Origin of the sequence: Hamadaea tsunoensis DSM 44101 (assembly GCF_000428945.1) — a bacterium.
Taxonomy (GTDB): Bacteria; Actinomycetota; Actinomycetes; order Mycobacteriales; family Micromonosporaceae; genus Hamadaea; species Hamadaea tsunoensis.
In genome coordinates, this window is sequence record NZ_AUAX01000006.1 from 16,350 (window position 1) to 28,701 (window position 12,352).

Annotated in this window: 11 protein-coding genes; 9 read left to right on the top strand and 2 right to left on the bottom strand. The window is 71.8% G+C overall.

The window, feature by feature from the left end; all coding sequences use genetic code 11:
* Positions 1-17: 17 nt before the first annotated feature.
* Complete coding sequence (locus G401_RS45220; RefSeq protein ID WP_064741750.1) at positions 18-956, bottom strand: endonuclease/exonuclease/phosphatase family protein; 939 nt, start codon at positions 954-956, stop codon at positions 18-20.
* A gap of 61 nt (positions 957-1,017) precedes the next feature.
* On the opposite strand from G401_RS45220, the gene G401_RS0112500 reads away from it, so the two are divergent.
* The 4 genes from G401_RS0112500 to G401_RS0112515 all read left to right on the top strand — a co-directional run bounded on the left by G401_RS0112500 (position 1,018) and on the right by G401_RS0112515 (position 5,779).
* Positions 1,018-1,878: a DNA-formamidopyrimidine glycosylase family protein gene (locus G401_RS0112500; RefSeq protein WP_027342778.1), complete on the top strand. Its 861-nt coding sequence runs from the start codon at positions 1,018-1,020 to the stop codon at positions 1,876-1,878.
* A 462-nt stretch (positions 1,879-2,340) separates the two neighbouring features.
* A complete protein-coding gene (locus G401_RS45225) occupies positions 2,341-3,798 on the top strand; it encodes a sugar transferase (protein WP_051366634.1) in 1,458 nt (485 codons plus the stop codon).
* A 14-nt stretch (positions 3,799-3,812) separates the two neighbouring features.
* Complete coding sequence (locus G401_RS0112510) at positions 3,813-5,012, top strand: sensor histidine kinase (protein ID WP_027342779.1); 1,200 nt, start codon at positions 3,813-3,815, stop codon at positions 5,010-5,012.
* Positions 5,009-5,779 (top strand): LytR/AlgR family response regulator transcription factor, encoded by a 771-nt coding sequence (locus G401_RS0112515; protein ID WP_027342780.1) that lies wholly within the window; start codon positions 5,009-5,011, stop codon positions 5,777-5,779. Before G401_RS0112510 ends, G401_RS0112515 begins: the two co-directional genes overlap by 4 nt.
* Before the next feature lie 11 nt (positions 5,780-5,790).
* On the opposite strand, the gene G401_RS58565 is transcribed toward G401_RS0112515, so the two are convergent.
* Positions 5,791-6,036, bottom strand: coding sequence for a hypothetical protein (locus G401_RS58565; protein ID WP_169734177.1), 246 nt, complete (start codon positions 6,034-6,036; stop codon positions 5,791-5,793).
* A 568-nt stretch (positions 6,037-6,604) separates the two neighbouring features.
* Between G401_RS58565 and G401_RS58570 the strand changes: the two genes are divergently transcribed.
* From G401_RS58570 to G401_RS0112540, 5 genes are all read left to right on the top strand, one after another.
* A complete protein-coding gene (locus tag G401_RS58570; RefSeq protein WP_407636865.1) occupies positions 6,605-7,969 on the top strand; it encodes a DUF4153 domain-containing protein in 1,365 nt (454 codons plus the stop codon).
* A 63-nt stretch (positions 7,970-8,032) separates the two neighbouring features.
* Positions 8,033-8,416: a hypothetical protein gene (locus G401_RS0112525; protein WP_027342781.1), complete on the top strand. Its 384-nt coding sequence runs from the start codon at positions 8,033-8,035 to the stop codon at positions 8,414-8,416.
* On the top strand, positions 8,413-9,885 hold the full coding sequence (locus tag G401_RS0112530; protein WP_027342782.1) for a sodium/solute symporter: 1,473 nt from the start codon (positions 8,413-8,415) through the stop codon (positions 9,883-9,885). The genes G401_RS0112525 and G401_RS0112530 overlap by 4 nt, the downstream gene beginning before the upstream one ends.
* A gap of 9 nt (positions 9,886-9,894) precedes the next feature.
* Complete coding sequence (locus tag G401_RS0112535) at positions 9,895-10,641, top strand: ABC transporter ATP-binding protein (protein ID WP_027342783.1); 747 nt, start codon at positions 9,895-9,897, stop codon at positions 10,639-10,641.
* Complete coding sequence (locus tag G401_RS0112540) at positions 10,626-12,311, top strand: hypothetical protein (protein WP_027342784.1); 1,686 nt, start codon at positions 10,626-10,628, stop codon at positions 12,309-12,311. Before G401_RS0112535 ends, G401_RS0112540 begins: the two co-directional genes overlap by 16 nt.
* Positions 12,312-12,352 lie beyond the last annotated feature (41 nt).

Genomic DNA, 12,352 nt, shown 5'->3' on the forward strand with positions numbered 1-12,352 from the left:
CGGTGGCCGGGAAACCTTCAGAGTCGCAGGTCGGCCGCGACCGGCCGGTGGTCGCTGCCGTCCGCCGGCAGCACCCACGCGTGGGTCGGCGACACGCCCTTGAACAGCACGTGGTCGATCCGGGCCAGCGGGAAGGAGGCCGGCCACGTGAACCCGAAGCCCTGCCCCGCCTCGGCCTGCGCCGAGTCCAGCTGCGCGGTGATCGGCGAGAGAGCGCGGTCGTACACGCTGCCGTTGAGGTCGCCCAGCAGGACGACGCGCGGCTCCGGCTCCGCGGCGATCGCCTCGCCCAGCGCCTCCGCGCTCTCGTCGCGCTGGTCGGCGGTGAAGCCGTTGTCGACGTCCAGGCGTACCGAGGGCATGTGCGCCACGTAGACCGCGACGTCGCCGCCGGGCGCATGCACCACCGCGCGCAGCGCCCGATCCCAGCCCAGCCGCAGATCCACCGGGTGCGCGCCGGTCAAGGGGTACCGGCTCCACAGCCCCACGGTGCCCCGGACCGTCCGATACGGGTACGCGTCCGCGAGCGCGCCCGCCCAGGTGTCCCGCTGGCTCTCGCTCATCTCCTCCAGCGCGACCACGTCCGGATCGGCCTCGATGATCCGGTGGGCGGTCGCGGAAGGATCGGGGTTGTTGGCGTTCACGTTGTTGGTCAGCACCCGCAGGTTGTGCTCGCCACCGCCCTTGGCCGGCAGGACGATCTCGCCGAACATGCCCAGCCACAGGATCGCCGGCAGGAAGACCGCGATGCCGGCCGGGGCGCTGCGGCGTATGACGGCCAGGGTCGCGAGGACCAGGATCGGCAGTCCCAGCCAGGGCAGGAACGTCTCCAGCAGGCTGCCGAGATTGCGTACGCCGTTGGGGATGAGCGAGTGGAACGCGAGCACCGCGGCGAGCACCAGGGCGCAGCCGGCGACGATCCAACCGCGCCGCCAGGTCCCCGCCAAGTGCTGCATCTGCGGAACCCTACCGTCTGGCCGCCCCCTGCCCCAGGCCCGGCGCGATACCGTGGTGGACGTGCCCGAGCTGCCGGAAGTGGAAGCGCTCGCCGCGTTCCTGCGCGAGCGAGTGGTCGGTCGCGTGGTCGACCGGGTCGAGGTCGCGGCGATCTCGGCGCTCAAGACGTTCGATCCTCCTGTGACGAGCGCCGCCGGGCGGGCCGTGACCGGGGCCGGCCGGCGGGGCAAGTTCCTGGAACTGGCGCTGGGCGACGACCTCCTGCTGGTCACCCACCTGGCTCGGGCCGGCTGGCTGCATTACCGCGAGAGTTTCCCGGCGACGCTCCCGCTGAAACCCGGCAAGGGACCGATCGCCCTGCGCGTACGCCTGGACGACGGGTCCGGCTTCGACCTCACCGAGGCCGGTACGCAGAAGAAGCTCGCCGTCTATCTCGTCCGCGACCCGGCCGACGTGCCGGGCATCGCCAAGCTCGGACCCGAGCCGCTGACCCTGTCCCGGGCGGCGTTCGGCGACCTGCTGAAGGCGCAGAACGGCCAGATCAAGGGGGTGCTGCGCAATCAGCAGATCATCGCCGGCATCGGCAACGCGTACTCGGACGAGATCCTGCACGCGGCGAAGCTGTCCCCGTTCGCGATGTCCACGAAGCTGACCGACGACCAGGTCGATCGGCTGTACGAGGCGATGCGGGCGATGCTCACCGACGCGATCGGCCGGTCGGTCGGCCAGGGCTCGGCCACGCTCAAGAGCGAGAAGAAAGGCGGGATGCGCGTACACGGCCGGACCGGGCAGGCCTGTCCGATCTGCGGCGACACCGTACGCGAAGTCTCGTTCGCCGACTCCAGCCTGCAGTACTGCCCGACCTGCCAGACCGGCGGCAAACCGCTGGCCGACCGGCGGCTGTCCAAGCTGCTGCGGTAGTCCGGTCGGGGATACAGGGCGTTCAGCAGCGGTAGCTTGGAGTCATCTGAGGATCAAGCCTCTTCCGCACCCATCAAACGTCGGTATAGTGACACGCCGGGGAGCGTGCCGGACCGCTGGCGCGAGCCGCCAGGTGCGGCCGGCGCGGGCCGCCCGACGTCCGGCCGGTGCCCACTCTGACCGCATGCGCTCCAATGCCGGTCGGGGAATGGAAGACTGGCGAATGTGGCACGGGAGGACCCGGGTGAGGTGACGACGAGTCTCACAAAGCCTCCGAAGGTCTCGGGGCACACTGATCCGCTGCCGGCGGAACCCTCCGTTCCCAGCGCGCTCGCCGACTCCCCGCACGGCGAGTCCCAACGCGGAGAGGCGGTCGACAAGACCGTGGTCACCGAGATGCTCGGCCGCGACACCGGGCTCGGCCCGGAGCCGGGCGGTCCCGAGCAGGATCCCGTCCGCAAGATGAACGGCGTCGCCCGCTCGGCGTGGATGCGGGCCCGGCCCCGGCTCGCCCGGTGGCACCGGCCCTACATCATGTTCCTGCTCGTCCTGGACTACGCCGCGGCCGCACTGGGCAGCCTCACCGCCGTGTCGTGGTGGGAGACGCGGGCGTCCACCGGTGTCAACGAGACCGGCAACTACTTCTCCCTGATCGCGTACGTGGCGCTGCCGCTGTGCTGGCTGGTGCTGCTGTGGGGCAACGGGGCGTACGACCGCCGGCACCTGGGCATCGGGGCGGACGAGTTCAAGCGGGTCGTGCGGGCCGCCGTCGCCGTGCTCGCGACCGTCTCGGTCGCCGCCTTCGGCTTCCGCGTCCTGCTGTCGCGCTGGTCCGTGCTCACCGCCGTGGTCGGCGCGCTGATCTACATGCTGATCGGGCGCGGGGCGGCGCGACGCGTACTGCACTTCGTGCGCCGCCGCATCCATCAGGCCAACCACCGCACGCTGCTGGTCGGCACGCTGCAGGAGACGCTGTACGTCTACAAGATCGTCACGCGCAGCCCGGCCGCCGGCCTGCTGCCCATCGCGATCCACCTGACCGACGGCGTCTCGGCCGCCCGCCGAGCCCAGGTGCCCATCCCGGTCTACACGAACCGCAACATCATCGGGCTGGTGCACGAGGTCGGCGCGGACACGATCGCGATCTGCGGCTCGGCCAACTCCGAACCGGGCAAGCTGCGCGAGCTCGCCTGGGAACTGGAGGGCTCCGGCGTCGACCTGGTCGTGGCCCCGCAGATCACCGACATCGCGGGTCCGCGCGTACACATCCGGCCGATCGAGGGCCTGCCGCTGCTGCACGTCGAGGAGCCGACGCTCTCCGGCATGTCGCTGCTGGCCAAGAACGCGATGGACCGGGTCTGCGCGGCGCTGGGCCTGCTCGTGCTGCTGCCGATCTTCGGCCTGATCGCGCTCGGCATCAAGATCACCGACCCCGGCCCGGCGTTCTTCCGGCAGAAGCGGATCGGCCACGAGGGCCGCACGTTCCGCGTGTGGAAGTTCCGCACCATGTACACCGACGCCGAAGAGCGGCTGGCCACGCTGATCGACATGAACGAGAGCGACGGCCTGCTGTTCAAGATGAAGGACGATCCGCGGGTCACGCCCATCGGGCGCTTCCTGCGCGCCTCCTCGCTGGACGAGCTGCCTCAGCTGATCAACGTCGTCCTCGGCGAGATGTCGCTGGTCGGGCCGCGCCCGCTGCCCGCCGGCGACGACGACTTCGAGGGCCCGGCCCGGCGCCGGCTGCTCGTGCGCCCGGGTATGACCGGCCTGTGGCAGGTCTCGGGCCGCTCCGACACCACCTGGGAAGAGGCGGTCCGCCTCGACCTCTACTACGTCGACAACTGGTCGCTCGCGTACGACCTGTCGATCCTCTGGCGCACCATCGGCGTCGTACTCGCCCGCAAGGGCGCGTACTAACCGGGCGGCGGCGCGTGCCCACGGCCCTCGCCGCCGTCGCCCTCCTGGTCGCGCTCGGCCTCGCCGTCGGCGCCGTCTTCCGGCTCCGGCGGCGCCCGCGGATCGCGACCGCCACCCAGCGCGCCACCTACGAAGTGCTGCACGCCGCCGGCCTCGCCGCGGAACCGTTGCGCGCCGGGCTCACCACCGCCTCCGCCACCAAGGCCGTACGCCTGCTCCGCCCCCTGATCGGCGCGATCGGGCTCGCCCTGTTCGACGTGAACGAGCAACTCGCCCTGGACGGGGTCGGCTCGCATCACGCGGGTCATCTCGCGGCCGCCGCCCAGCAGACGGTGCGTACCGGCCGGACGACCGTGCTCGACGCCGGCGACCTGCCCTGCGACCGGCTCGACTGCCCGGTACGCGGAGCCGTGGTCGTTCCACTGAGCGGCGGCGGCTCGATGCCCATCGCCGCCCTGGCCGCCGTCACCGACGACCGCCCGGCCCCCGGCCTGGTGCAGGCGTCCCTGGAAACGGCCCGCTGGGTGTCCGCCCAGCTGTCCCTGGCCGAGCTGGACAGTTCGCGGGAACGCCTCGCCCGTGCGGAGGTACGCGCCCTCCGGGCCCAGATCAGCCCGCACTTCATCTACAACGCGCTGACGGCGATCGCCTCGTTCGTGCGTACCGACCCGGACCGGGCCCGGGAGCTGCTGGAGGAGTTCGCCGAGTTCACCCGCTACTCGTTCCGGGCGCACGGGGAGTTCACGACGCTCGCCGAGGAACTGCGCTCGATCGACCGGTACCTCACCATCGAACGGGCCCGGTTCGGCGACCGCCTCCAGGTACGCCTGCGCATCGCGCCCGAGGTGCTCCCGGTGACGCTGCCGTTCCTCTGCCTGCAGCCGCTCGTCGAGAACGCCGTACGCCACGGGCTGTCGCGGAAACCCGGCGTCGGTAGTCTGCGCATCGAGGCGGAGGACGCCGGCTCGGAGTGCCACATCACCGTCGAGGACGACGGGGTCGGGATGGATCCGCAGGTGCTGTCCCGGCGCGCGAGCGGGCACGACGTGGCCGAGGACGACGAGGCGGGACAACACGTGGGTCTGGCGAATGTGGACGAACGGCTCCGATCGGTCTTCGGCGACCGGTTCGGCCTGGTCGTCGAGACCGCGCTCGGCGCCGGCACGAAGGTCAGCCTGCGGATTCCCAAATTCCGCCCCGGGGTACGAGCATGAGCGAGGTTCCGGCGTTTCTCAGGGTGCTGGCCGTGGACGACGAGCCGCCGGCGCTGGACGAGCTCGCGTACCTGCTGCGGGCCGATCCGCGCATCGCCCGGCTGCACACCGCCGGGGACGCCACCGACGCCCTGCGCATCCTGCGTGATCACGAGGTCGATGCGGTCTTCCTGGACATCCGCATGCCGGGCCTGGACGGGCTCGAACTCGCCCGCGTCCTGCGCCGGTTCGCCCGGCCGCCGGCCGTGGTCTTCGTGACCGCGTACGAGGACGCGGCCGTGGACGCCTTCGATCTCGGTGTCATCGACTACGTCCGCAAGCCGATCCGGGCCGACCGCCTCGCCGAGTCCGTACGCCGGGTCGTGGCCCGCCTGGTGCTCCCGATCGCGCCCGCCCCGTCGGCCGGTGCCGACGTGTCGATCCCCGTCGAGCTGGCCGGCGTGACGAAGCTGCTGCCCAGATCCGCCGTACGCTGGGTCGAGGCGCAGGGCGACTACGCGCGGCTGCACACCTCGGGCGGCTCGCACCTGGTCCGCGTACCCCTGGCGACGCTGGCGGAACGCTGGGCGGACGCGGGCTTCGTGCGGATCCACCGGTCCTATCTCGTGCAGATCCGGCTCATCGGCGAGCTTCGCCTGACCGGCAACGGCTACGTGGTGATCGTGGACGGTGCCGAGCTGCCGGTGAGCCGGCGGCACACCCGGGAACTCAAGGACCGTCTGGTTCGGGCGGCCAAACAGGGCTGGCAACGAGGGACACCAAACTGAACATGTTCGGGTTAGAGTCTCCGAATGTCGGAGACGCCAGAGCCCACCGCTGAGCAGCCGCCTGCCCAGCCCGCCGCGGCCCAGCCACCGCCCGAAGCACCCCTCACCGCAACACCAGTGGAATCGTCGGCGGCCGCCCCGCCCGCCAAGCGCACCCCCGCGAAGCGTGCCCCCGCGAAGCGTGCCCCCGCCAAGAAGGCACCGGCCAAGGCCGCCCCGGACGCGGAGACCGCCGGCGACGCCGCCGCACCGGTCAAGCGCGTACCCGCGAAGCGCGCTCCGGCGAAGAAGGCGGCTGCGCCCGCCGCGACGGAACAGCCCGCACCCGAAGCCGAGGCCCCGGAAGCGGTGGCCCCGGAAGCGGTCGCCCCGGAAGCGGTCGCACCCGTCGAGGAAGCCGTCGCGACGGCGGCCGAGAGTCCGGCGGAGGTGGCGGCGATCCCCGCGCCCTCCCCCGCACCCGTGGCCGAGCAGTCCGTCGCGCTCCCGGTCGCCCCGCCGGTCGCCGTCGGAGCGGGGAACGCGCCGCCCGCGTACCGGGGGGTGCCGCAGGGTTACGCGGCTCAGCCCGGCTACGGGCCACAGCCCGTCCTGGTACGCCGGCCCGCCCCGCCGGGATTCCTGCAGACGCGCTGGCCGGCGCCCGTGAGCCCGGCCTCGATCGGTGCCCTGATCGGCATTCTGATCGGCGGCCTCGGGTTCGCCCTCACGCTGCCGCCGGACCGGCCCGGCATCGGCTGGCCGGTGGCCGGTCTGCTGGCCGCCCTCGCCGTCGGGTACGCGGCCTTCCGCAGCGACGCCGAAGTGTCCACCTGGGACCGGATCATGCGAGCGGTCTGGGGCGTCGCCGCGATCGTCCTGCTGAGTTTCAGCGCGATCCGGTCTTCGGGCCTGCTGACCTTCTGGTGCGTCCTCGCCGCCATCGGCTGTGCCTCGCTGGCCGCGGCCGGCGGACGTTCGCTGCGGGCGCTGCTGTTCGGCCTGATCGCAGCGCCGATCGCCGGTTTCCGCAGCCTGCCGTGGATCGCCGCCGGTATCGGCGCGCTCGGTGCCGCCCGCCGGGCCCGCGCGGAAGCGGCCGCCGGTGGCGGGGCGGACGCCAAGGCCGCCATGATCGCCCGCAGCCAGCGGCGCGGCCGCCTCACGCTGTCCGTGGTGATCACAGTGGTCCTGCTGGTGGTCTTCGGCGCGCTCTTCGCCTCCGCGGACGCCGTGTTCGCCCACTACCTGGGCGCGTTCTTCAGCCGCATCGGCAAGCTGTTCCCGAGCGCGGACGCCGGCAACATCATCCTGCGCCTGTTCCTGCTCGGCGTCGGTGTGATCATGACGGCCGGCGGCGTCTTCCTGGCGACCCGGCCGCCGAACCTGCGCGGCATGGAGACCCAGGCCAAGTCCACTCTCGGCCGTGACCTGCTGGTCCTGCCGCTGGGCGGGCTCCTGCTGCTGTTCGTCGGCTTCGTGGCCGTGCAGTTCACCGCCCTGTTCGGCGGCAACGACTACGTCCTGAAGCACTCCCAGATCAACTACTCCACGTACGCGGTCAGCGGCTTCAAGCAGCTCGTGGCGGTCGCCATCCTGACCTTGATCGTGGTCGGCGTGGCCGCCCGGTGGGGCCGGAAGGAGACGGGCGGCGACCGGCTGGCGCTGCGCGTACTGCTGGGCGGGCTTTGCGGGCTGAGCATCGTCATCGTCGTGTCGGCGCTGACCCGGCTCCAGCTCTACGTGGACACGTACGGGCTGACCCGGATGCGGTTCGCCGTCGCGATGCTGGAGCTCTTCCTCGCCGCGATGTTCGCGCTCGTCCTGTTGGCCGGAATCAAGATGAAGGCGCCGTGGCTGCCCCAGGCGGTCCTCGGCGTCGGCGTCCTCATTCTGGTGAGCGCGTGCGTGATGAACCCCGAGCGGTACATCGCCCAGCACAACATCGACCGCTACAAGGCGGGCGAGAAGATCGACCTCTACTACCTGTCGGCGCTCACGGCCGACGCGGTTCCCGCCCTGGTCAACCTGCCCGACGATCCGCGCAACTGCGTCCTCGGGCGGCTGCGGACGGACCTGCGCGACAGCCCGGACGAGTGGTACCAGTGGAACTGGGCCCGCGAGAACGCCCGCAAGGTGCTCGCGAGCGACTTCCCCAACGGCCTCGGCAAGTGCACCGGCCGCCGCCCGTACGACTATTCCTCCAGGTAAAGAAGTCTCGGCCTCCGGACGCGAGGTCTCGCCGGGGGTGGTGATCGTCGATAGTATGCGGCGATGCCACCCCCGGAACCGCCGGAGCGTACGCGGATCGTCCTGTCGGAGATCCCGCGCGACGACAGTGCGGCCCCGGCCGGTGGCCCCGGTGTCGAGGACGTCCTGATCCGCGGCCTGGTACGCGCCCAACTCGCGCTCGCGTTGCGCCTGGCGGCCGTGGTGCTCGCCGGACTGGGTTCGCTGCCGCTCCTGTTCAGTCTCGCGCCCAAGTTCGGCGAGGTCGAGATCGCCGGATTCCGGCTGCCGTGGGTGCTGCTCGGCGTGCTCGCGTACCCGTTCCTGATCGGGGTCGGGGTGGCCTTCGTGCGGCTCGCCGACCGCAACGAGCACGACTTCACCGCCCTGCAGCGGCGGGAACTGCCGGCCCAGCGGGAGAAGGCATGACCAACCCGTACGTGCTGCCGGCCATCGGTGCGGTGACCCTGGCGACGCTGGCCATCGGCGCGTACGGACTGCGGCTGGCCAGGACGACCAGCGACTTCCTGGTGGCGTCGCGGGTGATCAGCCCGACCTGGAACGCCGCGGCGATCGGCGGCGAGTACCTCAGCGCGGCCAGCTTCCTCGGCGTCGCGGGCCTGATCCTGCGCAACGGCGTCGACATGCTCTGGTATCCGGTCGGGTTCGCCGCCGGCTACCTGGCGCTGCTGCTGTTCGTGGCCGCGCCGCTGCGCCGGTCGGGCGCCTTCACCCTGCCGGACTTCTGCGAGCTGCGGCTGGGCTCGCGGCGACTGCGCAAGCTCGCCACCGGCTTCGTGGTGTTCATCGGATTCCTCTATCTCGTACCGCAGCTGCAGGGCGCCGGGCTGACCCTGTCCACTCTCACCGGTGCGCCGGAGTGGGTCGGGTCGGCGCTGGTCGGCGGGGTCGTGACGGCCAACGTGGCGTTTGGCGGGATGCGGGCGATCACCTTCGTGCAGGCGTTCCAGTACTGGCTCAAGCTCACCGCGCTGGCCCTGCCGGCGATCCTGCTGTTGATGCACTGGCGGTCGGTCGGGCACCCGGGCGTGGTCGCGCCGCTCGAATGGCTGCTGCCGAGCGAGGGCGGCCATCGTGGACTGTTCAGCACCTACTCCCTGATGCTGGCCACGTTCCTCGGCACCATGGGCCTCCCCCACGTCCTCGTACGCTTCTACACCAATCCCGACGGCGCGGCGGCCCGGCGTACGACGCTGGTCGTGCTGGGGCTGGTCGGCACCTTCTACCTCTTTCCCACGCTGTACGGCGTACTGGGGCGGATCTGGACGCCGGAACTGATCGAGGGACGCTCCGACGCCGTGGTGCTGCTGCTGCCCGGCCGGGCGCTCGGCGACGGGCCGCTCGGCCAGCTCCTCGGCGCGCTCGTGGCGGCCGGCGCGTTCGCGGCCTTCCTGTCCACCGCGTCCGGACTGCTGACGGCCGTCGCCGGGGTGCTCGCGACCGACGTCCTGCGCCGCGACTCCGTACGCGGGTTCCGCATCGCGGCGGTCCTGGGCGGCGGCGTACCGCTGGCGCTGGCCCTGCACGTCACCGGCTTGAACACGTCGCAAGTGGTGGGACTGGCCTTCGCCGTGGCGGCGTCCAGCTTCTGCCCGCTGCTCATCCTGGGCACCTGGTGGCGCGGACTCACCGATCTCGGTGCGGCCGCGGGCATCCTGGCGGGGGGCGGCGCGGCGGCGGGTTCGGTGCTCGTGACCGTCTTCGGACCGCCGCTGACCGGCGCGGCCGGCGAGCTCATCGCCGAACCCGCGGCGTGGACGGTGCCGCTGGCGTTCGCCGTGATGGTGACCGTCTCGCTGGCGACGTCGCGGCGCGTACCGATGGATGTCGGTCAGATCATGTTCCGGCTGCATGCCCCGGATGCGTTGAGATCGTAGTCTGCAAGCGTGACCGCACTCGAACTTCGGGGCCTCGTCAAGCGTTTCGACCGGAAGGTCGCCGTCGCCGGCATCGACCTCCAGGTGCCCACCGGCAGCTTCTTCGGCCTGCTCGGCCCGAACGGCGCCGGCAAGACCACCACACTCAGCATGGCCGTCGGCCTCCTGCGGCCGGACGCCGGCACCGCGGTCGTCCTCGACCACGACGTGTGGGCCGACCCGGTCGCCGCCAAGCGCCTGCTCGGCGTCATGCCCGACGGCGTACGCCTCTTCGACCGCCTCGACGGCGCGGAGCTGCTCGCGTACACCGGAATGCTGCGGGGCATGGATCGCGCGGTGGTGGACCAGCGGGCGAAGGAGCTGCTCGACGTGCTCGCGCTGGCCGACGCCGGCCGGACGCTGGTGGTGGACTACTCCGCAGGCATGAAGAAGAAGATCGGGCTGGCCAGCGCGCTGCTGCACGCGCCGCGGCTGCTCGTGCTGGACGAGCCGTTCGAGGCGGTGGACCCGGTGAGCGGTTCGCTGATCCGCGACATCCTGCAGCGGTACGTGCACGGCGGCGGGACGGTGATCTTCTCCAGCCACGTGATGGAGGTGGTCGAGCGGCTCTGCAGCCACGTGGCGATCATGGCCGACGGTGCCATCAAGACCGTCGGTACGCTCGCCGAGGTCACCGGCGGGCGCGAGCTGGAAGAGGTGTTCGTCGAGGTCGTCGGCGGGCGCACGGCCACCGGTGAGGAATTGTCGTGGCTGTAGAGCAGGCCGCCGAACCGCAGCGCCGGATCGGCCCGGGCATCTTCGCCGGGATGAAACTGCGCGTCCTGCGCAACGGCTTCCGGGGCAAGACCGTCCGGATCGTCATGTTCGTCCTGTCGATCTTCCTCGGCGTGTGGTTCGGCGGTTTCGGCTGCCTCGCCATGGTCAGCTCGATGACGCCGAAGTACCCGGAGCTCACCGACCTGATCCCGGCCCTGGGCGGGGCGCTGCTGACGATCGGCTGGCTGCTCGGGCCGCTGGTCTGGTTCGGCGTCGACGAGACCCTCGATCCGGCCCGGTTCGCGCTGCTGCCGCTGCCCCGCCGGACGCTCATCGGGGGGCTGTTCGCGGCGGCGCTGATCGGCGTACCGGCGGCGGCGACCCTGCTGGCCACGTCCGGCCTCGCGATCGGCGCCGGCATCTGGTACGGCATCGGGCCGGCCCTGGCCGCCCTGGCCGGCGTCCTGCTCGGCGTCTTCGTCTGCGTCGCCCTCTCCCGGTCCATGACCAGCGCCTTCGCGAACCTGCTGCGGTCGCGTCGCGTCCGGGACCTGGCGGCCGTCGGGCTCGCCCTGATCGCCGCCCTGGTCGGCCCGCTGCAGATCTTCGGCGTCGCCGCCGTGCAGAAGGCCGACTTCGGCCAGCTGCGGCACTTCGCCGCCGTGGTCGGCTGGACCCCGCTCGGCGCACCCTGGACCGTCGGGGTGGAGGCCAGCCGCGGCCACTGGGTCGCGGCCGCCGCCAAGCTGCTCATCGCGGCCGCCACCGTGGTTCTCCTGCTGCGGTGGTGGTCGCACACCATCGAGACCGCCATGGTCGGCGCCACGTCCAACGGCACCTCGCGCCGCGTCGTCGACGGCGTCGCGCCGGTCGCCCGCCTCTACGGCCGCCTGCGCTGGCTGCCGGCCAACGCCACCGGCGCGATGGTGGTACGCGAAGCGCGCTACTGGTGGCGCGACGCCCGCCGCCGGGCCAACCTGATCACCTTCTCCGTCATCGGCGTGTTCCTGCCGGTCGTGCTGAACTTCGCGGGTTCGAGCGGCTCCTTCTCGACCGGCACCGGGTTCTCGACGTTCACCGCCGCCGGCCCCGGCATGCGCGGCATCGCGATGATCTCGGTCGGGGTGATCGCCGCCGTCGGCCTGGCCAACCAGTTCGGCTACGACGGGACGGCGTACGCGCTGCACTTGACGGCCGGCGTACCGGGGCGGCTGGAGATGCGCACCCGGGTGGCGGGCTACTCCCTGTACATGGTCCCGTTGATGCTGTTGATCTCCGTAGCGGTGAGCTTCATCACCGGCGACCTCGGCGACCTCGGCCTCCGGCTCGGTACGCTGCTCGGCGCCTTCGGGGTCGGCGCAGCGGTCAACCTGACGCTGAGCGTCTACGGCGCCTACTCGCTGCCGGAGACGTCCAACCCGTTCGCGGTGAAGACCGGCGGCGGCTTCGCCAAGAGCCTGCTCGGCATCGGTGCGCTGATCGCCTCGCTGGGGCTCGCGGCTCCACTCTTCTTGGGCGCCTTGGTTCTCGGCGAGATCTGGCGCTGGATCGCCCTGCCGGTCGGGCTCGCGTACGGGCTGGGTGCGGTGCTGCTCGGCATCCAGATCGCGGGCGACGCCGCCGACCGGCGAGGCCCTGAACTGCTGGCCGCGGTCACCCCACGCGACTGAGTCGACCTGGCACTTTCGGGTGTACGCGTTCCACCAGGCCA